Source organism: Roseateles sp. GW821-FHT03B02 (assembly GCF_059421025.1).
In genome coordinates this window covers 1,241,372-1,262,031 of record NZ_JBWKUV010000001.1, presented here as the reverse complement: position 1 = coordinate 1,262,031, position 20,660 = coordinate 1,241,372, and the positions used below count along the sequence as shown (strand labels likewise).

General features: G+C 68.5%; 20 protein-coding genes. 4 read left to right on the top strand and 16 right to left on the bottom strand.

Features of this window, described 5'->3' with window-relative positions; genetic code table 11:
• Positions 1-8 precede the first annotated feature (8 nt).
• Entirely contained in the window at positions 9-920 is a 912-nt protein-coding gene (locus AC07VX_RS05620) for a helix-turn-helix domain-containing protein (RefSeq protein ID WP_493162654.1), read from the bottom strand.
• 101 nt (positions 921-1,021) lie between these two features.
• On the opposite strand from AC07VX_RS05620, the gene AC07VX_RS05615 reads away from it, so the two are divergent.
• Positions 1,022-1,933, top strand: a complete 912-nt coding sequence (locus AC07VX_RS05615) for a DMT family transporter (RefSeq protein ID WP_493162655.1) — start codon at positions 1,022-1,024, stop codon at positions 1,931-1,933.
• Here the strand turns inward: AC07VX_RS05615 and AC07VX_RS05610 are convergent.
• The 13 genes from AC07VX_RS05610 to AC07VX_RS05550 form a co-directional block, all read right to left on the bottom strand.
• The gene (locus AC07VX_RS05610) at positions 1,866-2,849 is read right to left on the bottom strand and encodes a branched-chain amino acid ABC transporter permease (RefSeq protein WP_493162656.1); all 984 of its coding nucleotides are present in this window, start codon (positions 2,847-2,849) and stop codon (positions 1,866-1,868) included. The genes AC07VX_RS05615 and AC07VX_RS05610 overlap by 68 nt on opposite strands.
• Positions 2,846-3,733 carry a branched-chain amino acid ABC transporter permease gene (locus tag AC07VX_RS05605; RefSeq protein WP_493162657.1) on the bottom strand — a complete coding sequence of 296 codons (888 nt, stop codon included), beginning with the start codon at positions 3,731-3,733 and terminating at the stop codon, positions 2,846-2,848. Before AC07VX_RS05605 ends, AC07VX_RS05610 begins: the two co-directional genes overlap by 4 nt.
• A gap of 15 nt (positions 3,734-3,748) precedes the next feature.
• Positions 3,749-4,945: an ABC transporter substrate-binding protein gene (locus AC07VX_RS05600; RefSeq protein WP_493162658.1), complete on the bottom strand. Its 1,197-nt coding sequence runs from the start codon at positions 4,943-4,945 to the stop codon at positions 3,749-3,751.
• Positions 4,946-4,970: 25 nt separating this feature from the next.
• Positions 4,971-5,684 carry an ABC transporter ATP-binding protein gene (locus tag AC07VX_RS05595; protein ID WP_493162659.1) on the bottom strand — a complete coding sequence of 238 codons (714 nt, stop codon included), beginning with the start codon at positions 5,682-5,684 and terminating at the stop codon, positions 4,971-4,973.
• Position 5,685: 1 nt separating this feature from the next.
• On the bottom strand, positions 5,686-6,456 hold the full coding sequence (locus AC07VX_RS05590; protein WP_493162660.1) for an ABC transporter ATP-binding protein: 771 nt from the start codon (positions 6,454-6,456) through the stop codon (positions 5,686-5,688).
• Positions 6,457-6,516: 60 nt separating this feature from the next.
• Positions 6,517-7,359 carry an alpha/beta fold hydrolase gene (locus AC07VX_RS05585; protein ID WP_493162661.1) on the bottom strand — a complete coding sequence of 281 codons (843 nt, stop codon included), beginning with the start codon at positions 7,357-7,359 and terminating at the stop codon, positions 6,517-6,519.
• A complete protein-coding gene (locus tag AC07VX_RS05580; protein ID WP_493162662.1) occupies positions 7,356-8,450 on the bottom strand; it encodes a branched-chain amino acid ABC transporter permease in 1,095 nt (364 codons plus the stop codon). The genes AC07VX_RS05585 and AC07VX_RS05580 overlap by 4 nt, the downstream gene beginning before the upstream one ends.
• Entirely contained in the window at positions 8,450-9,424 is a 975-nt protein-coding gene (locus AC07VX_RS05575; RefSeq protein WP_493162663.1) for a branched-chain amino acid ABC transporter permease, read from the bottom strand. Before AC07VX_RS05575 ends, AC07VX_RS05580 begins: the two co-directional genes overlap by 1 nt.
• Entirely contained in the window at positions 9,421-10,215 is a 795-nt protein-coding gene (locus tag AC07VX_RS05570) for an ABC transporter ATP-binding protein (protein WP_493162664.1), read from the bottom strand. Before AC07VX_RS05570 ends, AC07VX_RS05575 begins: the two co-directional genes overlap by 4 nt.
• On the bottom strand, positions 10,212-10,955 hold the full coding sequence (locus AC07VX_RS05565) for an ABC transporter ATP-binding protein (RefSeq protein ID WP_493162665.1): 744 nt from the start codon (positions 10,953-10,955) through the stop codon (positions 10,212-10,214). Before AC07VX_RS05565 ends, AC07VX_RS05570 begins: the two co-directional genes overlap by 4 nt.
• 19 nt (positions 10,956-10,974) lie before the next feature.
• The gene (locus AC07VX_RS05560; RefSeq protein ID WP_493162666.1) at positions 10,975-12,171 is read right to left on the bottom strand and encodes a substrate-binding domain-containing protein; all 1,197 of its coding nucleotides are present in this window, start codon (positions 12,169-12,171) and stop codon (positions 10,975-10,977) included.
• Between the two features lie 159 nt (positions 12,172-12,330).
• The gene (locus tag AC07VX_RS05555; protein WP_493162667.1) at positions 12,331-13,839 is read right to left on the bottom strand and encodes a sigma-54 interaction domain-containing protein; all 1,509 of its coding nucleotides are present in this window, start codon (positions 13,837-13,839) and stop codon (positions 12,331-12,333) included.
• A gap of 92 nt (positions 13,840-13,931) precedes the next feature.
• Entirely contained in the window at positions 13,932-16,121 is a 2,190-nt protein-coding gene (locus AC07VX_RS05550) for a TonB-dependent receptor (RefSeq protein ID WP_493162668.1), read from the bottom strand.
• 263 nt (positions 16,122-16,384) lie between these two features.
• Between AC07VX_RS05550 and AC07VX_RS05545 the strand changes: the two genes are divergently transcribed.
• Positions 16,385-17,317 carry an MBL fold metallo-hydrolase gene (locus AC07VX_RS05545; protein ID WP_493162669.1) on the top strand — a complete coding sequence of 311 codons (933 nt, stop codon included), beginning with the start codon at positions 16,385-16,387 and terminating at the stop codon, positions 17,315-17,317.
• Here the strand turns inward: AC07VX_RS05545 and AC07VX_RS05540 are convergent.
• Complete coding sequence (locus tag AC07VX_RS05540; RefSeq protein ID WP_493162670.1) at positions 17,295-17,828, bottom strand: YgjV family protein; 534 nt, start codon at positions 17,826-17,828, stop codon at positions 17,295-17,297. The genes AC07VX_RS05545 and AC07VX_RS05540 overlap by 23 nt on opposite strands.
• 233 nt (positions 17,829-18,061) lie before the next feature.
• Here AC07VX_RS05540 and AC07VX_RS05535 point away from each other — a divergent pair, with 233 nt between their 5' ends.
• Positions 18,062-18,997, top strand: a complete 936-nt coding sequence (locus AC07VX_RS05535) for a hypothetical protein (protein ID WP_493162671.1) — start codon at positions 18,062-18,064, stop codon at positions 18,995-18,997.
• Entirely contained in the window at positions 18,994-19,485 is a 492-nt protein-coding gene (locus AC07VX_RS05530; RefSeq protein WP_493162672.1) for a hypothetical protein, read from the top strand. The genes AC07VX_RS05535 and AC07VX_RS05530 overlap by 4 nt, the downstream gene beginning before the upstream one ends.
• Positions 19,486-19,519: 34 nt before the next feature.
• On the opposite strand, the gene AC07VX_RS05525 is transcribed toward AC07VX_RS05530, so the two are convergent.
• Positions 19,520-20,614: a PQQ-dependent sugar dehydrogenase gene (locus tag AC07VX_RS05525; protein ID WP_493162673.1), complete on the bottom strand. Its 1,095-nt coding sequence runs from the start codon at positions 20,612-20,614 to the stop codon at positions 19,520-19,522.
• Positions 20,615-20,660 lie beyond the last annotated feature (46 nt).

The window sequence follows — 20,660 nt, the reverse complement described above, 5'->3', positions numbered from 1 at the left end:
GGCAGCAGTCAGCGCCCGCGCAGCGCGTGCCGAAGTTGGCCCGGCGTGGCGCCCGTGGACGCCTTGACGTGGCGGCTGAGGTGGCTGGCACCGGCATAGCCGCAGGCGGCAGCGATGTCGGCCAGCGGCTGGACAGTTTCGCGCAGCAGGGCGCGGGCGCGGTCCAGGCGGCGGGCGGCCACCCAGTCGTGCACCGTGCAGCCCATGGAGGCGCGGAACATGCGGGCGAAGTGGAACTCGGACAGATGGGCCTCGGCGGCGAGGCGGGGCAGGCTGAGGTCGGGGCTGTCGAGGTGGGCGTCGACGAAGGCCAGCACCCGGCGTCGCGCCGCGCCGGACAGGCCGCCCAGGGAACGGCCCTGGCGCTCTGCCCGCTCGCGCTGCCGGGGCTGGGCTGCCTGCAGCACGAGGTGGTCCAGCGCGGACTGGCTGAGGGCGTCGATGCGCAGGCGTTCGGTGGGGTCGGCCCAGTCGCAGGCGGCGACGCCCTGGGCCCAGGTGGCCAGCGTTGCGTCCTCGCCGAAGATGCGCTGCTCCAGCGTGATGGCGCGGGGCTCGGCGTCCATCAGCCGCACGATGCGGTCGGCCCAGGTGCCGGCCGACAGGTAGAGGTGCACGAAGCGCAGCGGCCCGGCGACGTTCCAGCGCGACTCGTGCTCGGCGGGCAGGATGCAGTGGCAGCCCGGGTGGCCGGTCTCGCGCGGGGTCTCGATGAGGTGGGTGTCGTGCCCGCCCTGCAGATAGACCGACAGCGTGTGGTGGCCGGGGCGCTGGTAGTCCATGCGGCCGCCGTGGTTGCACCACTGCACCAGCCGCAGGCCGTTGGCGAGCGCCAGCTCACGTTCGCGGCGGGCGTGGGAGCGGCCCAGCACGTCGAAGACGGGCTGGTGGGCGGTTGCGCCAGCGGTGAGGTCAGGCATGCGGCGATGCTAGAGCCGCAGCCCTTCCTTGTGCTCCGGCAGGGGCGACGATGCGCAGGAATGTGCAATCGCATCGGCGGCCGAGCGGCCATGCTGGCGGCATGAATGCTTTTCTCTATGTGCTGGTGGTGCTGATCTGGGGCACGACCTGGATCGCGCTGAAGTGGCAGCTGGGCGCCGTGCCCATCGCGCTGTCCATCGCCTACCGCTTCGGACTGGCGGCGCTGGTGCTGTTCGTGTGGCTGCTGTGGCGGCGCCAGCTTGTGGTGCCGCGCGGCAAGGCGCTGGGCTGGGTGCTGGCCCAGGGCCTGTGCCTGTTCTGCCTGAACTTCGTCTGCTTCCTGAACGCCAGCCAGACGGTGGCCAGCGGGCTGGTGGCCGTGGTGTTCTCCAGCGCGGCGCTGTGGAACGCGTTGCTGGCGCGCGTGGTGCATGGCCGGGCCATCGCACCGCAGGTGCTGGCGGGCGGAGCGCTGGGGCTCACGGGCCTGGTGCTGCTGTTCTGGCCGGAGATCAGCGGCGGGCATGCCACGGCGGCGGGCCTGGCCTGGGCGCTGGGGGGCACGCTGTGCTTCTCGACGGGCAATCTGCTGTCGGCCGCGTTGCAGAAGGCCGGGCTGAAGCCGGTGCAGACCAACGCCTGGGGCATGGCGGTGGGCACAGCCATCCTGACGGGCTATGCGCTGGTGGCGGGCGTGCCGCTGGTGTTCGATGCCAGCACGCGCTACGTCGGCGCCCTGCTGTATCTCGCCATCCCGGGCTCGGTCATCGGCTTCACGGCCTATTTGACGCTGGTGGGGCGCCTCGGCCCGGAGCGGGCGGCCTACAGCACGGTGCTGTTCCCGGTCGTGGCGCTGAATGTGTCGGCCTGGGCCGAGGGCTATGTGTGGACGGCGCCGGCCCTGGCGGGCCTGCTGCTCGTGATGGCGGGCAACGTGCTGGTGTTCAGGAAGAAGAAGCCTTCGGCTTGCGTTCCAGCAGCGCCATCGCCTCGCCCACCAGCCCGCGTCTGAAGGCCAGCACGCAGACGATGAAGATCAGCCCGGTGACGAGGCTGACCGATTCGCCCAGGCTGTTGAACCAGGCCACGCCGGTCAGGTCGGCCAGCAGGTTGCCGAGGTCACCGATCTTGTTCTCCAGCGCGATGATGACCAGCGCCCCGACCATCGGGCCGACCAGCGTGCCCATGCCGCCCACCAGCGTCATCAGGATGACGAGCCCGGAGGTGGTCCAGATCGCGTCGGTCAACGTCGCGAAGCCCAGCACCAGGGTCTTGGTGGCGCCCGCGAGGCCGGCCAGGCCGGCGGACAGCACGAAGGCCAGCAGTTTGAAATGGCCGGTGTCATAGCCCAGCGAGGTGGCGCGGGCCTCGTTCTCGCGGATGGAGGTCAGCACCTGGCCGAAGGGCGAATGGACGATGCGGTAGATCAGCCAGAAGGCGGCGATGAAGATGCCCAGCACGACGTAGAACAGCGTCAGGTCACTGTGGAGGTCGATGCCCAGGAATGTCCCGCGCGGCACGCTCTGCAGGCCGTCTTCCCCGCCCGTGAACGGCGCCTGCAGGAAGAAGAAGTACAGCATCTGCGCCAGGGCCAGCGTGATCATCGAAAAGTAGATGCCCGAGCGGCGGATGGCCAGCAGGCCAAACAGCAGGCCCACGCCGGCCGCGCCCAGCATGCCGACGATGAGCCCGACCGGCGTCGGCAGGCCCCAGACCTTGAGCGCATGGCCGGTCACGTAGGCGGCCGTGCCGAGGAAGGCCGCATGGCCGAAGGACAGCAGGCCGGTGAAGCCCACCAGCAGGTTGAAGGCGCAGGCGAACAGCGCGTAGCAGAGCACCTTCATCACGAAGACGGGATAGGCGCCGAAGGCGGGCAAGAGCGCGATGCCGATGAACAGCGCGGCGTAGCCGATGAGCTTCTTGTTCATTTCTCTTTACCGAAGAGGCCGGCGGGACGAACCAGAAGCACGATGGCCATGACGACGAAGACGACCGTGTTGGAGGCCTCGGGGTAGAAGACCTTGGTCAACCCCTCGACGATGCCCAAGCCCAGCCCGGTCAGGATGGAGCCGAGGATGGAACCCATGCCGCCGATGACGACGACGGCGAACACCACGATGATGAGGTTGGATCCCATCAACGCCGAGACCTGCAGGATGGGCGCGGCCAGCACGCCGGCGAAGGCCGCCAGGGCCACGCCGCCGGCGTAGGTCAGCGTCACCATGGCGGGGACGTTGATGCCGAAGGCCTGCACGAGCTTGGGGTTCTCGGTGCCGGCACGCAGCTTGGCGCCGAGCGACGTCTTCTCGATCAGCGCCCACACCGCGAAGCACACCACCAGCGAGGCGACGACGACCCAGCCGCGGTAGTTGGGCAGGATCATGAAGCCGAGGTTGGTGGCGCCCTGCAGCGCGTCCGGCACCTGGTAGGGCTGGCCCGACACGCCGTAGAAGCTGCGGAACACGCCCTCGATGACGAGGGTGATGCCGAAGGTCAGCAGCAGGCCGTAGAGGTGGTCCAGCTTGTAGAGCCACTGCAGCATCGTGCGTTCGATGACGATGCCGATGACGCCCACCGCGAGCGGCGCGAGACCGAGCATGAACCAGTAGTTCAGCCCCAGGTATTCCAGCCCCATCCAGGCGAAGAAGGCCCCCATCATGTACAGCGCCCCGTGGGCGAAGTTGATGATGTTGAGCATGCCGAAGATGACCGCCAGGCCCAGGGACAGCATCGCGTAGAACGAGCCGTTCACCAGGCCGAGCAGCAGCTGGCCCAGCAGGGCCGGCAGGGGAATACCGAAGAACTCAGTCATCGCACCCTCAGGGGATCACTTCTTGACGAGCGGGCACTTGCTGTCCGCGAGCTTGGTGAAGGCCTCTTCGCCCGGGATCTTGGCCACGACCTTGTAGTAGTCCCACGGCTCGGTGGATTCCTTGGCCGACTTCACCTGCATCAGGAACATGTCGTGGATGCCGCGGCCGTCCTCCTTGCGGATGGTGCCCTTGGTGTAGAAGTCGTTGATGGGCGTGGCCTTCATCTGGGCGATGACCTTGTCGGCGTCGTCGGTCTTGGCGGCTTCGACGGCTTTCAGGTAGTGCGTGACGGCCGAGTAGTCGGCGGCCTGCAGCGAGGAGGGCATGCGCTTCATCTTCTCGAAGAAGCGGCGGCTCCAGGCGCGGGCTTCCGGCGTCTGGTTCCAGTACCAGGAGTCGGTCAGGTACATGCCTTCCGTCGTCTTCAAGCCCAGCGAATGCACGTCGTTGATGAACATCAGCAGGCCGGCGAGCTTCATGCCCTTGGTGATGCCGAATTCGTTGGCGGCCTTGATGGCGTTGATGGTGTCGCCGCCGGCGTTGGCCAGGCCCAGGATCTGCGCGCCCGAGCCCTGCGCCTGAAGCAGGAAGCTGGAGAAGTCGCTGGCGTTCAGCGGGTGCTTGACGCTGCCCTTGACCGTGCCGCCGTTCTTCTGCACCACGGCCGTTGTGTCGGCCTGCAGGGCCGCGCCGAAGGCGTAGTCGGCGGTCAGGAAGTACCAGTTCTTGCCGCCCGCCTTGGTCACCGCGCCGCCGGTGCCGTTGGCCAGGGCCACGGTGTCGTAGGCGTAGTGGATGGTGTAGGGCGTGCAATTGGCGTTGGTCAGCGCCGAGCTGCCGGCGCCGATGGAGATGAAGGGGCGCTTCTTCTCGGCCGCCACGGTGGCCATGGCGAGGTTGGCGCCGGAGTTGGTGCCGCCGATGAGCAGGTCCAGGCCCTGGGTGTCGATCCACTCGCGGGCCTTGGCAGAGGCGACGTCAGCCTTGTTCTGGTGGTCGGCGAAGATGATCTCGACCTTCTTGCCGGCCACCATGCCCTTCATGTCGGCGATGGCCATCTTGATGGCCTCCACGCCGCCGGCACCGTCGATGTCCGCATACACGCTGGACATGTCGGTCAGGAAGCCGATCTTGATGACGTCGCCCGAGATCTGGGCCTGGGCGGCGAAGCCGCAGCTGGCGAGTGCGGCGGCGATGAGGGTCTTCTTCATGGTTTGTCTCCAGGGGGTTGTCGGGTTAGACGCTGAGCAGCTCGTCCATCTGGGCCTGGTGTACGGCCAAGTCGGCTGCGGGGAAGGACAGCACGACCTCGCCGTGCTCGATGACGATGAAGTGGTCGGCCAGCGGGGCGGCGAAGCGGAAGTTCTGCTCAACCATGACGATGGTGAAGCCCTGGGCCTTCAGCGCGCGGATCATGCGGGCCAGGGCCTGCACGATGACGGGGGCCAGGCCTTCGGAGATCTCGTCCAGCAAGAGGATGTCCGCGCCGGTGCGCAGGATGCGCGCGACCGCCAGCATCTGCTGCTCGCCACCCGACAGGCGCGTGCCCGGGCTGTGGCGGCGCTCCGCGAGGTTGGGGAACATCGCGTAGATCTCGGTCTCGCTCATGACCTTGCCGCGCCTGGCCTTCAGCAGCGGCGGCAGGCGCAGGTTCTCCTCGGTGGTGAGCGACGCGAAGATGCCGCGCTCCTCGGGGCAGTAGCCGATGCCGAGGTTGGCGATGCGGTGCGTGGACAGGGCTATCGTCTCTTCACCGTGAACCTTGATCGAGCCCTTGCGCGCGCCGGTCAGGCCCATGATGGCGCGCAGCGTCGTCGTGCGGCCGGCGCCGTTGCGGCCCAGCAGCGTGACGACCTGGCCGGGCTGCACGCTCAAGGAGATGCCGTGCAGGATGTGGCTCTCGCCGTACCAGGCGTGGAGGTTGGTGATCTCAAGTGCTGGAGTCGCCATCTCAGTGCGCTCCCTGCAGTTCGGTCGCTTCGGTGCCCATGTAGGCCTCCAGCACCGCGGGGTGTTTGGACACGGTGGCGTAGTCGCCCTCGGCCAGAACGGCGCCGCGGGCCAGCACGGTGATGCGGTCGGCGATGCTGGCCACCACCTTCATGTTGTGCTCCACCATCAGTACCGTACGGCCTTCGGCCACGCGCTTGATGAGGGCGGTCACGCGGTCCACGTCTTCATGGCCCATGCCCTGGGTGGGTTCGTCCAGCAGCATCAGCTGCGGCTCCATGGCCATGGTGGTGGCGATCTCCAGCGCGCGCTTGCGGCCATAGGGCAGGTCGGCCGCTTTCACGTTCGCCATGTCGCGCAGGTCGACGAGTTCCAGCAGGTCGAGCACGCGGCTGTCCAGCGTCTTCAGGCCGGCGAGGCCCTTCCAGAAATGGAAGCTCGTGCCGGTGAAGCGCTGCAGGCCGATGCGCACGTTCTCCAGCACCGTGAGGTGGGGGAACACGGCAGAGATCTGGAAGCTGCGGATGACGCCGCGGCGGGCGATCTGGGCCGAGGATTCGCCGGTGATGTCGATGCCGGCGAAGACGATGCGGCCGCGCGTCGGCGTGAGGAACTTGGTCAGCAGGTTGAAGCAGGTGGTCTTGCCCGCGCCGTTGGGGCCCAGCAGCGCATGGATGTGGCCGCGCTGCACGCGCAGATTGACCGAGTCGACGGCGGTGAAGCCTTTGAACTCCTTGGTCAGGTCCTGGGTCTCGAGGATGAATTCGCTCATGGACGTGGGGGTTGGCTGCGCGACTCTAGGCCTTCATGCGTGACGACGGCTTACGGGCATTCACGGGGTTTGATCGGCAGACAGGAAGCGCTCGATCAAGCCGATCTGCTCCGGCGTGTTCAGCGCCGGGGCATGGCCGCAGCCCGGGATGAGGGCCACCGCCGCGCGCGGGCCGCGCTCGCGCATGGCCTGGGCGGTCTCGGCGGTCAGCAGCGTCGATTCCTCGCCGCGCAGGCAGAGCACGGGCAGGTCGAGCTGGTCCCAGGCCTGCCACAGCAGGTAGTCGTCGGGGTGGTGTTCGAACTGCGCCACGAGCGCGGGGTCGTAGTGCGTCGTCACGCGGCCGTCGGGCAGGCGGCGCAGCGAGTGTTCGGTCAGGTGGCGCCATTGCGTGTCACTCAGGTGACCGAAGCTGGCGTAGATCTCGCGGAAATAGCCTTCCAGCTCGCTGACGGTGGCAAAACTGGGCGGCTGGCCGGCATAGGCCTTGATGCGCGCCAGGGCCGGCGCGGCCAGCTCGGGGCCGTTGTCGTTCAGCACCAGGCGCTTGATGCGCCCGCGCAAGCGGGTCGCCGCGGCCAGCGTGCCGATGGCGCCCCCCATGGACGTCCCGACCCAGTACACCTTGCCCAGGCCGAGCTGATCCAGCAGCGCCTCGGCCTGTTCGACGTAGAAGGCAAGGCAGTACTCGCTGGCCGGGGCGATCGCCCATTGCGACAGGCCGCGGCCCAGGGTGTCGGGGCAAACGACGTGCCAGCGGCTGGCGAGCGCGGCGGCGAAGTCGTCGAAGTCGCGGCTGCTGCGTGCGAGCCCGTGCCAGGCGATGACGGTCGGCGCCGACGGGTCGCCCCACTCGGTGAGGTGCAGCTCACGGCCCAGGCAGTTGACGTAGCGGGACTTCATGCTCTTGTTCTCCTCCCGTTCCTGCCGCGGGCCCATGCCGCCAGCCGCAGCCGCCCGACGATGCCGCCGGGGAAGTGGTAAACGGCCAGCACGAACAGCAGGCCCAGCCACAGCAGCCAGCGGTCGGGCGAGACGAGCGTGCTCAGCACGGGCACGCCCTCGACGAGCGAGCCTGCGCCCTTGAGCAGGGCCTGCAGATAGTTCTGCGCCACGATGAAGAGCACGCTGCCGATGACGGCGCCGTAGACCGTGCCCATGCCGCCGATGACGACGATGAGCAGCAGGTCCAGCATGATCTCCATGCTCATGGCCGTCTCGGGGCCGGTGTAGCGCAGCCACAGCGCCAGCAGCGCGCCGCCGCAGCAGGCCACCAGGGCCGCGATGACGTTGGCGCCGGTGCGGTAGACGACGGTGCGGTAGCCGATGGCCTCGGCACGGAACTCGTTCTCGCGGATGGCCTGCAGCACGCGGCCGAAGGGCGAGTTGACGATGCGCAGCAGCAGGGCGATGAGGGCGGCGACGGCGACGAATAGGACGTAGTAGGTCAGCAGCCGGCCGTCGAGCATGACGCCGAGCACCGGGTCCTCCATGAACTCGGTGGACGGCCTCAGCGCCTCGGGCAGCTGGAAGTTCAGGCCGTCCTCGCCGCCGGTCAGGTCGCTCAACTGTGAGGCCAGCGTCATGAAGGCCGAGGCCACGGCCAGCGTGATCATCGCGAAGAAGATGGCCTTGACCCGCAGGCTGGCCAGGCCCATGGCCAGCGCCAGCACGGCGCTCAGCGCGAGCGCGGCGACGAAGCCGATGGCGAGCGAGGACCAGTCCGAACCCAGTCGCGTCGATGCGATGGCGATGCCGTAAGCGCCGATGCCGACGAACATCGTGTGCGCGAAGCTGACGATGCCGGTGTAGCCCAGCAGCAGGTCGTAGCTGGCCACGAGCAGGATGAAGACGAGGATCTTGGCCGCGACGTTCAGCGCCTGCGTGCCGGGGAAGATGAAGGGCGCGCCGAGCAGGCCGAGAAAACAGAGCGCCAGCAGCAGCGCCAGCGGCTTGCTGCGCGGCAGGTCGTGGGAGAGCAGAGCACGCAGCATCACTTGGCTCCCACCGGGTACAGGCCCTGCGGGCGCCACAGCAGCACGGCGACCATCAATCCGATGTTGGAGAAGAGGGCCGCCTTCGGCGCGATGAAGCCCACATAGTTGGCCACCAGGCCGACGAGCAGGGCGCCCACCAGGCAGCCCACCGTCGAGCCCAGACCGCCGATGATGATGACGATGAAGAGCAGCAGGTTGACCTGCGCGCCGATCTGCGGCGTGACGCCCTGCTGCACCAGTCCCCAGAGCACCCCGCCCAGGCCGGCCAGTGCGGCGCCGGCGACGAAGACGCCGACGAAGAGGCGCCGCACGCGATAGCCCAGCGCCTCGACCATCTCGCGGTCCTGCACGCCAGCGCGGATCAGCAGGCCGATCTTGGTGCGGTTCAGCACGAGCAGCAGGCCGACCAGCACGACGACACCGACGACCATCGCCAGCACGCGGAACTTCTCCACTGCCACGTCACCGAGCAGGAAGATGCCGCGCAGGGTCTGCGGCAGCTCCAGCGGGATCAGCTGTGCACCCCAGCTGGCCTTGATCAGCTCCTCGCCGATGATCATGCCGCCCATGGTGATGAGGATCTGCTTGAGGTGCTGGCCGTAGACGGGCCGCACCAGCACGCGTTCGAAGACGACGCCCACGGCCGCCGCGATGGCCATGCCGGCCAGGCAGGCGGCGGCGAGGGCCGCGAGGTTGGCGGCGATGTCGGGGCTGGTGGCCCAGGGCGCCAGCGCGGCGAGCACTGTGGTGGCCATGAAGGCACCCAGCGCGATGAACACGCCGTGGCCGAAGTTCAGCACGTCCATCAGGCCGAACACCAGCGTCAGGCCCGAGGCGATGACGAAGATGATGAGGCCCATGGCCAGGCCGGCCAGGGTCAGGTTGAGCCAGGTGCTGGCGCTGCCGGTCAGCGGCAGGGCCAGCAGCATCAGTGCGGCGAGCAGCGTCAGCGGTCGGGGGTCGAGCTTCATTGGTGGGCCGCCAGGGAGAGGCCGAGCAGGCGCTGCTGCAGGCCGGAGTCTTCGATCAGCTCGCGCATGGCGCCGCGGTGCACGATGCGGCCGTCGTCCATCACGGCCACCTGGTCGCCGAGTTCCGCGGCGACGCGGAAGTTCTGCTCGACGAGCAGCACCGTCGTCTGCGTGCCCTTGAGCTGCCGCAATGCCGAGATCAGGTTGGCCACGATGGCCGGCGCCAGCCCCTTGCTGGGCTCGTCGATCACCAGCAGCTCACGCGGCTCGATCAGCGCGCGGGCGATGGCCACCATCTGCTTCTGCCCGCCGCTGAGCTTGCCGGCCGGGTGCTGCCAGAAAGTCTTGAGCGCGGGGAAGAGGCCGAACAGCCAGTCCAGGCGCTTCGCGTCCAGATCGGCCAGGCGCTTGGCCGAGCGCGCCGCCAGCAGCAGGTTCTCCGCCACGCTGAGCTCGCCGAAGATGCCCATGGTTTCGGGCACGTAGGCGATGCCGCGTGCGGCGATGTCGGGTGTGGCGAACTGGGTGATGTCCTCGCCCTTGAACGTCACCGATCCGGCACTGGCCGTCCACAGGCCCATCAGCGTGCGCAGCGTGCTGGTCTTGCCGGCGCCGTTGCGGCCCAGCAGCATGGTGACCTGGCCGGCCGGCACGTCGAGGTCCACGCCGTGCAGGATGTGATACGCCCCGACGTGCGTGTGCACGCCCTTCAGCGACAGCAATGTCTGTGTCGGCCCCTCGCCCGGGGGGACGCGCGTCGGATCGGGAGCGGCCCAGCTCTCGGCGCTCATGCCGCCATTCCCAGGTAAGCCTCTTGCACGATGGGCGAGGCGATGACGGTGGCCGGGTCGCCATCGGCCACCAGCTTGCCCTGGTGCAGCACGATGATGCGGTCGGCCAGCTCGCGCACGACGTCCATCTTGTGCTCCACCAGCAGCAGCGTGTGGCGCTTCTCGGCCTTCAGCGCGCGGATCAGGTCCAGCACCACGGGCACCTCGTCCACGCTCATGCCGGCGGTCGGCTCGTCGAAGAGATAGACCTTGGGGTCGAGCGCGATCAGCATCGCCACTTCGAGCTTGCGCTGGTCACCGTGCGGCAGGCTGGCGGCGAGGTCGTCGGCGCGCGAGGCCAGGCGCACGCGGTCGAGGATGGCCCGTGCCTCGTCGATCAACTCCTTGTGCGACAGCCACACCGACAGCATGCGCAGCCCCTTGCCGTGCCGGGCCTGCACGGCCAGCCGCACGTTCTCCAGCACGGTGAGGTGGGCGAACAGCTGCGTCAGCTGGAAGGCGCGGCCCAGGCCGCGGCGCGTGCGCACGGGCGCCGGCTGCGCCGTGAGGTTCTCGCCGTCCAGCCAGACCTCGCCGCTGCTCGCGGACAGCTGGCCCGAGATCAGGTTGAAGTAGGTCGTCTTGCCGGCGCCGTTGGGGCCGACGATGGCCGTCAGCGTGCCGGGCTGGAAGACGCAGCTCACGCCGTCGACGGCCACATGGCCGCCGAAGCGGATCGTCAGGTTCTTGGTCTCAAGCACTTGCCGTCGCCCGCTTCGTTCAACGCTTGTTGCGGATGGGCACCTGCATTTCTTCCGGCTTGATCTCCCGCACCAGCTCCGGCACGCCCCAGGCGAAGGCCGGGTCCACCTTGATGCGGAAGTGGTACATGGACTGCATGGCCTGGTGGTCTTCGGTGCGGAAGGTCATCCTGCCCTTGGGCGTTTCGAAGCTCATGCCTTCCATGGTCTTGATGAGCTTGTTGGTGGCCGTGTCGCCGCTGGTCTTCTTCAGCGCTTCCACCAGCGCGATGCCGGCGCTCATGCCGCCTGCCGTGAAGAAGTCGGGCGGTGCCTTGAACTGCTTGTAGTGGTTGGCCACCAGCCACTCGTTGACCGGGTTCTTGGGGATGCCGAAGTAGTAGTAGGTCGCGCCCTCCATGCCGGGGAACTGCTTGTAGGCCGTCATGGCCGGCAGGATGTTGCCGCCCGAGCCCACGGCGATGCCGTAGCGCTTCTGCAGGTCCAGCGCAGCCAGTGCACCGAAGGGCGTGGTGGCGCCGGCCCACACGACCGCGATGACCTTGGGGCCGGGCTTGTCCTTGAGCGAATCGACGAGGCGCTGGATGCCGGCGGTGAAGTCGGTCGTCGCCGTGGGCAGGTATTCCTCGTGGACGATCTTGGCCTTCTTCAGCGCTTCCTTGTAGGCCTTCACCGCGTCGCGGCCGAAGGCGTAGTCCTGGGCCAGGATGCCGATGTTCAGGCCCGCGATGTCGGAGGCGACGGCGTTGCCGATGGCGTCTTGAGACGAGTTGCGGCCGGTGCGGAAGATGTACTTGTTCCACTTGTCGCCGGTGATGGAGTCGGCCACCGCGGGTTCCACCAGCAGGATCTTCTTGTACTCCTCGGCGACGGGCAGCATGGCCAGCGCCACGCCGGAAGAGGACGGGCCCACCGCGATATCGGCCTTGTCGTCGCCGTAGGCGGCAGCCAGCAGGCTCTTGCCCACGTCGGGCTTGCCCTGGTCGTCCTTCTCGATGACGACCAGCTTCTTGCCCGCGACGGTCATCGTGCCGCCCGTGGCGTAGTCCAGTCCCATCATCAGCCCGATCTGCGTCTGCTTGCCGTAGGCCTCCAGCGGGCCGGTCTTGCTGTAGACGTGGGCGATGCGGATCTCGTTGCCGGCGGCGAAGGCCAGGCTCGGCAGCGCGATGGCGGCTGCAGCGGCGATGGCAAAGCGGCGCGTGGTGAAGCGCATGGGCTTGTCTCCTGAAGTTCGTCGTGTCTGCTCTGTCGGCAGACGGTGTCTTCCCTTTTCGCAAGGGCCGTGCCCGGCGGGGAAGGGGCGCCGGGGGCGGATTTCGTCCGGGTTGTCCCGAGGTTTTCGGCCGGTAGGGACGGCGTGAGTGTCCGAAATTCAGGCGTTGCCTGAAACCTGGACTTCCAGGTCGGGCCAGCGTGCCAGCCGCTCGTACAGCGAAGCCCGGGAAATCTGCAGCAGCCGGGCGGCCGCCATGCGGTTGCCGCCCGTGGCCTGGAGGGCGCGCGCGATGGCGTCGCGCTCCAGGGCTTCGATGAGTTCCGGCAGCGGCGCGACGGCCTGGGCGGTGGTCACAGTGGCGGCCACGGGTTGCGGTGCCGTGGCCACGGGCGCTTCGGCCGCGGCCGGCAACGCCGCGCCGCCCTGGAAGTGCGCCGCCGTCAGCTGCATGTCGTCGCTCATCAGGCTGACTTGCTCCAGCGTGTTGCGCAGCTCGCGGATGTTGCCCGGCCAGGGCTGCTGCATCAGCCATTCGATGGCGTCGGGGCTGAGCAGCTTCTGCGGCATGCCGCTGCGCCGGGCGATGTCCTCGCCCAGCGCCTCGGCCAGCGCCTCGATGTCGTCCAGGCGCTCGCGCAACGCCGGCACGCGGATGGGCAGCACGTTGAGGCGGTAGTAGAGGTCGGCGCGGAAGCTGCCGGCGGCCACCATGGCGGCCAGGTCGCGGCTCGTCGCGGCGATGACGCGCACGTCCACCCGGATGACGGTGTTGCTGCCCAGCGGCTCCACCTCCTGCTCCTGCAGCACGCGCAGCAGCTTGCTCTGCAGGGCCAGCGGCATGTCGCCGATCTCGTCGAGGAAGAGGGTGCCGCCGTCGGCCAGTTTGAACTTGCCGTCGCGGCCCTTGCGCTCCGCCCCTGTGTAGGCGCCGGGCGCGACGCCGAAGAATTCGGCCTCCAGCAGCGTCTCCGGCACAGCGGCGATGTTGACGCTGACCAGCGGCCGGTGCGCGCGCTTGGAGGCCGAGTGGATGGCGTGGGCCAGCAGCTCCTTGCCGGTGCCGGTCTCGCCCAGCAGCAGCACGGTGGAATCCGTCTGGGCCACGCGGCGGGCCTGGCGCTTCACTTCCAGCGCCGCGGGGCTGGCGCCGATGAAGCTGGTGATGGTGTGCTTGGGCCGGCGCTGGGCGGCCAGCTGGCGCCGCGTGTCCTCCAGCTCCTGCTGCAGCCGGCCGAATTTCTGTATCAGCGGCTGCATGGTCGTCTCGGGGTGATCGAGAAGCACAAGCCCCAGCGCGCCGATGACTTCGCCGGCGTCGTTCCTCAGCGGCAGGCGGCTGACGAGGAAGGTGCCGGCCTTGTTGGTCAGCAGGTCCACCAGCACGGGCTTGCCGGTCTCCAGCACCTGCAGCATCTGCGTGTTGGGCACGACGTCCTCGACCCGCTTGCCGACGAACTCGTGTTCACCGGTGAAGCCCAGCGCCGGCAGGAAGCGCTTGTAGCCGTCGCTGATCCAGACGACGCGGTGGTGACGGTCGATGACCATCATCCCTTCCGTCGACCGCGCCAGCACGTCGAACATCGACTGCGCGGCCAGGCGCAGCAGGCCGTCGACGTCCTGCGGGATGTCGAGGGCGGCGGGTGTCTGGTTTTTGGACAGCGGCATGGCCGGCGCAATGTACCGCGCCGGCCGCGCGTCCTGAAGCGACAAAGGGCGGCCCACCGGGCCGCCCGCAAAGCCGTGTGGCTTCACCGTCGTCAGAACTTCAGCGTCCCGCCGATCGTGAATGTGCGCGGCGGGCCATAGAAGGCGTCCAGCACGCTCAGCGCGGCGATGTTGTAGCCGTCCGTCTTGTAGGCCTTGTTGCCCAGGTTGCTGCCCTGCAGGAAGAAGCTCAGCTTGGCGTCCTTCTCCCAGATCAGGCCGGCGTTGACCAACGTGTAGGCGTCCTGCGCCAACGATTCGGACAGGTCCGTCGTCGGATAGACCTTGCTTCGATGCGTGACGCCGAGGCGCGAGCGCAGCGTGCCCACAGCCAGCTTGGCCGCATGCTCGATGTTCAGGCTGGCCTGGAACTTGGGCGTGTTGGTGAACTTCTTCTGATCGGCCACGTTGACGCCGCGGTCGATGTACTCGTCGTACTTGGCGTCCAGCGTGGCGAGGTTGCCGCTGATGCGCCAGGCCGTCGTCGGCGTCCACAGGAACTCCACCTCGGCGCCCTGCACGGTCGCCTTGCCGGCGTTCGTGAAGTCGCCGAAGAAGCCCGGCTGGCCATTGGCCTGGGTGTAGCTCGTGAAGACGGAGAGCTGCACGTTCTTGTACTTGTTGTGGAAGACGGCCGTGTTCAGCTCCAGCCGTCCGCCGTCCAGGATCATCTTGGCGCCCAGCTCCAGCGAGTCCAGCTTCTCGTCGTTGAAGGGCTTGCTCGACGTCGGGAAGGCCAGTGTGTTGGCGCGGATGTTGTAGCCGCCGCTCTTGAAGCCGCGCGAGGCCGTCGTGTAGAGCTTGATCTCCTTGCTGGCCTTGTATTCGAGCGAGACGCGCGGCGAGGTGTTGGTGACCGAGCGGCTGTTGTCGAAGTTGGCCGGCACCGCGATGGGCGTGCCGCTGAAAGTGTCGTTGGCAAAGGCCTGGTTCAGCACGACGGCGCGCTTGGTTTCATCCGTGTAGCGCAGGCCCGCGCTGACGCTGAACTGCGGCGTCAGGCGCCAGCTCCAGTCGCCGAAGACGGCCTTGCCCTCGGTGTAGACCAGGCCGTTGGTCGTGCCGAAGCTCGCGTTGAAGAAGTTGTTGCGCACCGTGCCGCCGGCGCGGCCGTCGAAGTAGTACAGGCCGACGACGCCCGAGTGGTTCTGGCCCTCGTAGATGGCCTGCAGCTCGTGGCTCTGCGAGCTGTCGTGGTACTCGGCGCGCACGTCGGCGATCTTGTTGGGCAGGCCGTCGAAGTCGATGGAGGTGTTGGTGTCCGACGCGCGGTGGGCCAGGATGTACTTCAGGCTCCAGGCATCGCTGACGCCCCAGTTCAGCGTCAGCGACTCGCCCTCGCTGGTCGTGCGGTTGGCGTTGGGCATGCCGCTGGCGATGTCGTAGCGGCCCGTGGTGGCGGGTGTCTTGGCGGGGTCGAAGGCGCTGACGTTCAGGCGCTGGAAGCCGCGCATGTGCGAGGCATCGATCGTGCGATCCACCGACACCTGGGCATTGAAGGTCGAGCCCGTCGGGAACCAGCCAGCCGAGAAGCGGCCGCTGGTGGTGTTCTGGTCGCTCGCCGGGCTGCCGTCGGTCAGGTTCCTGCCGTAGCCGTCGCGGTTCAGGCTGGCGCCGGCCACGCGGAAGCGGAACTGGCCATCGGCCACGGCCGTGCCTGCGCCGCCCTTGGCGTTCACCTGGCCGTAGTTGCCGACCGCCAGCGTCACGGAGCCCTCCGTCTGCTGCGGCAGCGGCTTGGAGACGTACTTCACCGCGCCGCCGATGGTGTTCTTGCCGTACAGCGTGCCCTGCGGGCCTCGCAGCACTTCCACGCGCTGCACGTCGTACACGTCCAGCAGCGCGCCCTGCGGGCGGGCAATGTAGACGTCGTCGAAATAGATGCCCACGCCCGGATCCACGCCCCACAGCGGGTCGGCCTGGCCGACGCCGCGGATGAAGGTCGTGATCGTCGTGTTGCTGCCGCGTGCGGCGTAGATGGTCAGGTTGGGCACCTGGCCCTGCAGGTCGCCGAGGTCCTTGATGGCCAGCTTGTCAAGCTGGTCGGCCGTCAGCGCTGTGACGGCCACCGGCACGTCCTGCAGCGTCTCCTCGCGCTTGCGCGCCGTGACCTTGACGACGTCCAGCGTCGTCACTGCGACTTCGTTGGCCGGTGTGGTCTGGGCGCCGGCGGGCAGGGCGGCGCCGAGGGCGGCGAGGATGGCGAAATGCAGCGGCGTGCGCGCCGGGTGGCGTCGGGGCATGGCGTTGTCTCCTGGTTTGATGTCTTCGGGTGCCAGCCCCCTCCAGCGCAAAAGCCGTGCCCGCGCCAAGTCGGGGCAAGTTACAGGCAAACCCTTGCGAGCTAACCCGCGTTTTGGCCGTCTTGCACCGTGGCGATGTCTGAAATCCAGTCAATCGATGGCGGCGGCGCTGTCCGCTTCCCGGACAACGACCCTTGGGACTGCGAGGCCACGAGGACGCCGCTATCCTGCGCCGCACCTTTTCACCCCCCTTGGAGACCACGATGCTCGAACGCCTGCTGCCCGCCGCCCTCGCCCTTGGTTTCACCGCCACGACGGCCCTCGCCGCCGGCCCGCAGCTCAAGGGCCAGGCGCCCGGCTGGTACCGCCTGCAGCTGGGCGACTTCGAGATCACCGCCCTGTCCGACGGCACCATCGACCTGCCCGTCGACAAGCTGCTGCAGCAGCCCGCCGCCAACACGGTCCGCGCCCTGCAGCACGCCTACCTCGGCGTGCCGCTGGAAACCTCGGTAAACGCCTACCTCGTCAACACCGGTGCCAAGATCGTCCTGGTGGACACCGGTACCGCGGGCCTCTTCGGCCCCACGGCCGGTCGCGTGCTGGCCAACCTCAAGGCGTCCGGCTATGCGCCCGAGCAGGTCGACGAGATCGTCATCACCCACATGCACGGCGACCACGTCGGCGGCGCCTCCAGCACCGCCTTCCCCAATGCCCAGCTGCGCATCGACAGGCGCGACAGCGACTTCTGGCTGGCGCCCGAGCAGGTGGCCAAGGGCGGCGATGGCGGCAAGGCCGTGGCGGCGCTGGTCAAGGGCTTTGCGGACGCGGGCCGCTTCAAGCCCTTCGATGGCAGCAAGGATGGCGTCGAGATCGTGCCCGGTGTGAAGGCCTTCCCGGCCTACGGCCACACGCCCGGCCACAGCAACTTTGTTGCCGAGAGCCAGGGCCAGAAGATGATGTTCTGGGGCGACCTGATGCACGTCGCCGCCGTGCAGTTCCCCGACCCCGCGGTCACCATCCAGTTCGACAGCGACCCCAAGGCCGCGGCACCTGCCCGCAAGAAGGCCTACGCGGCCGCCGCCAAGGATGGCTACTACGTTGCCGTGACCCACATCAGCTTCCCCGGCATCGGCCGCCTGCGCGCCGACGGCAAGGGCTACGACTGGCTGCCGGTCAACTACTCGGCGAATCGCTGACCGCCGCCTGTCGACCCTCGCGCAGCAGACGCGCGATGGTCGTCAGGTTCACCGCCGCGACGACCACCTCCAGCGCCGTGCCGCCGATCGAGCCGGCGATCAGGTTGTTGGCGATCCACAGGCCCGTGCCGCACAGCATCAGCAGCCGCATCGGCACACCCTGCAGCGTGAAGAGGGCGATGGTGCCCAGGCAGGAGGCCGTCAGCGGCAGCCAGTCGCTGGGCCTGTGCGCGATCGCCAGGCCGAAGCCCAGGTTGGCCGCCACGACGACGACCGCCACCCACTTCGAGCGCGTGTGCAGCGACAGCACCGAGCGCAGCATGGACAGCAGCGAACTCGCCACCGCCGTCGGGTTGCCCAGCAGCGCGAAGTGCGCGACGTAGGCCACGCACTCGCCCGTCATGAAGAGCTTGAAACGCCGGTCGTCGGTCTGCAGGAAGCAGCCGACGCCCAGCACGAAGGCGAGATAGCCCGGCAGTTGGGCGAGCGAGAACCAGTCGGGCGCGGGCATGTCGGGAGGCGCAGTGCGGCCGGCGATTGTCCCCGGCCGCAGGCGCCGCGGCTGCCGACGGCCCGGCGTCAGCTTGAAGACGGCCTCCTGCAGCCTTCGCTAGGGTTATCCGCGGGCGGGCTCGGCGCAGCGCCCCTTAACGTGAGCGGCGCCTGCACGGTACCGCGCCTCGACGGGAGGCCTTCGGTGCCGGCGGCATCCTCATCATCCACCCGCGCTGACAGGAATCCCTCATGCAAAGCCTCACCCGCCTCGGCCTCCTCACCGCCAGCTTGTGGCTCGCCTTCGCCGCCGCCGCCGCCGCTGCCGAGCCCGAACTGAACCCGGATCGCCATGTGCTGCACCGCCCCAATCCCGACGCGTCCGGAAACTACGCGCCCACCGTCGGCGGCACGGCGGCGCTGTCGCCCATCACCAACCATGGCGGCCCGGTGATGGTCGGCCAGCCCAACATCCACGTGATCTGGTACGGCAACTGGAATCAGGGCAACGGCAGCGACACGGCGTCCGGCCAGCAGATCATGCGCGACCTGTTCGCGGGACTGAGCGGCTCCAACTATCTGGGCATCAGCAAGAGCTACACCTCGTCCAACGGCAGCGTGTCGGCGCTGCTTGGCACTTACAACGAGGGCACGGATGCGTACAGCCAGGGCGCCCGGCTGTCCGATGCCCGCGTGCAGTCCGTCGTGCAGTCCTACATCACGAAGAAAGGCGCCGCCGACCCGAACGCGATCTACTTCGTGCTGACCTCGACCGACGTCGCGGAATCCTCGGGCTTCTGCAACAAGTACTGCGGCTGGCACAGCTCGGCCGTCATCGCCGGCCAGAACGTCAAGTTCAGCTTCGTCGGCAACGCCAACCGCTGTCTGAGCGCCTGCGCTGCGCAGACGACCAGCCCGAACGGCAACCCGGGCGTCGATGGCATGGCTTCCGTCGTGGCGCATGAGCTGGAGGAGACGCTGACCGATCCGAACGCCAATGCCTGGTACGACGCCAGCGGCGCCGAGAACGCGGACAAATGCGCCTGGACCTTCGGCAGCAACCAGAAGCAGGCTGCCAACGGTGCCTACTACAACCAGACGCTGGGCGCCCGCAGCTACCTGATCCAGCGCAACCTGTCCGCCGCCGACAACAAGTGCTACACGGACTACGTCAACAAGCTGCAGTGAGCGCGGCCGGCCTGCTGCTCGCACTGGCCGCGGCGGCGGCCGGAGCGGCAGGCCCCGCCGCACCGTTGCCGACCCGCCTCGTGCAGCTGGCCACGCAGGCCGAGGAGGAGTTGCTGGCGCTCGCGCGAGCGCGGGACGCGCGCGGCCTGGAGCAGCGTCTGGACGACGACTTCCAGATGCTCGTCGCCCAGCGCCCGGCCGAGGCCGTGCCCCTGGAGGACTGGGTTGATGCCATGACGCAGCGGCCCGGTGCGGGCGATTACGCGGTGCGCTTCATGGCGGCGCGCGAGTTCGCCCCGGGCCGCCTGCAGGCCAGCTTCCTGCTGCAGCCGCGCGTCCGGGGCCCTGCGCCGGTCTTCGTCGTCGATCTCTGGCAGACGGACAGCTCGCCCTGGAAGCTGCTGTCGCGCCAAGCCGCACTGACGGGCGGCGCGGCACGGGCCGTGCCCGGCTACGCGCCGCCGCAGGAACTGCCGAAGAAATACTGAGCCGGTCCGGCCTTCCCCGCCGGGTCCTGGCGGCTCAGGGCTTCACGCGGACGATGCGGCCGTGCGCTTCCAGCACGAGATAGAGCAGGCCGTCGGGGCCCTCGCGCACGTCGCGCATGCGGCCGGCGTCGGGGAAGAGGCGCTCCTGCTCGGCGGGGCGGTTGTCGGCGTCGAGCTTGACGCGTTCCAGGTGGCCGAACTTCAGCGAGCCGAGGAAGAAGCTGTTCTGCCAGGTCGGGCCGTACTTGGCGCTCTTCAGGCGCACGAGGCCGGCCGGCGCGATGGACGGCACCCACTTGACGACGGGCTGCTCCATGCCGGCCTTGGCGAAGATGCCGTCGCCGATCTTGCCGCCGCCGTAGTTCTCGCCGTAGGTGATGACGGGCCAGCCGTAGTTCAGCTTGGGGCCGATGAGGTTGAGCTCGTCGCCACCCTGGGGGCCGTGCTCGTGCTCCCAGAGGCGCCCCTGCGCGTCGATGATGAGGCCCTGAGAGTTGCGGTGGCCGTAGCTCCAGATCTCGGGCAGGGCGCCGGGGGTGTTCACGAAGGGGTTGTCGGTGGGAACGCTGCCGTCCTTGCCCACGCGCACGATCTTGCCGAGGTGGTTGTCCAGCGTCTGCGCGCTTTGCATGCCCTTGAAGCGCTCGCCCAGGCTCAGGAAGAGCTTGCCGTCGGGCGCCTCGGCGATACGGCAGCCGAAGTGGTGCTTGCTGTCCATCTTCGGAAGCTGGCTGAAGATGACCTTCACGTCGGTCAGCCGCTTGGCGTCCTCGCTCAGCCGGGCGCGCGCCAGGGCGGTGCTGTTGGTTTTCTTGTCGGCGCCGGGCTCGGCAAAGCAGAAGTAGATCGTGCGGTTGCGCGCGAAGTCGCTGTCCGGCTGCACGTCCAGCAGGCCACCCTGGCCCTCGGCAACGACGGCCGGCACGCCGGCGATGGGCGCGCTGGGCTTGCCGCCCGGCCGGGCCGTTCGCAGGGCGCCGTCGCGCTCGGTGATGAGGAACTGGCCGTCGGGCAGGAAGGCCAGGGCCCAGGGCGTCTTGAGGCCCTCGACGACGGTTTCGAGTTCGGGGGCGGCCTGGGCGAAGGTGCCAGCCAGGGCCAGGACCACGGGGAGAAGGCGCTTGCTCATCGGGATGCGGTGGGAGACGGGGAAAGAAGCAGCATCATCGCAGCGC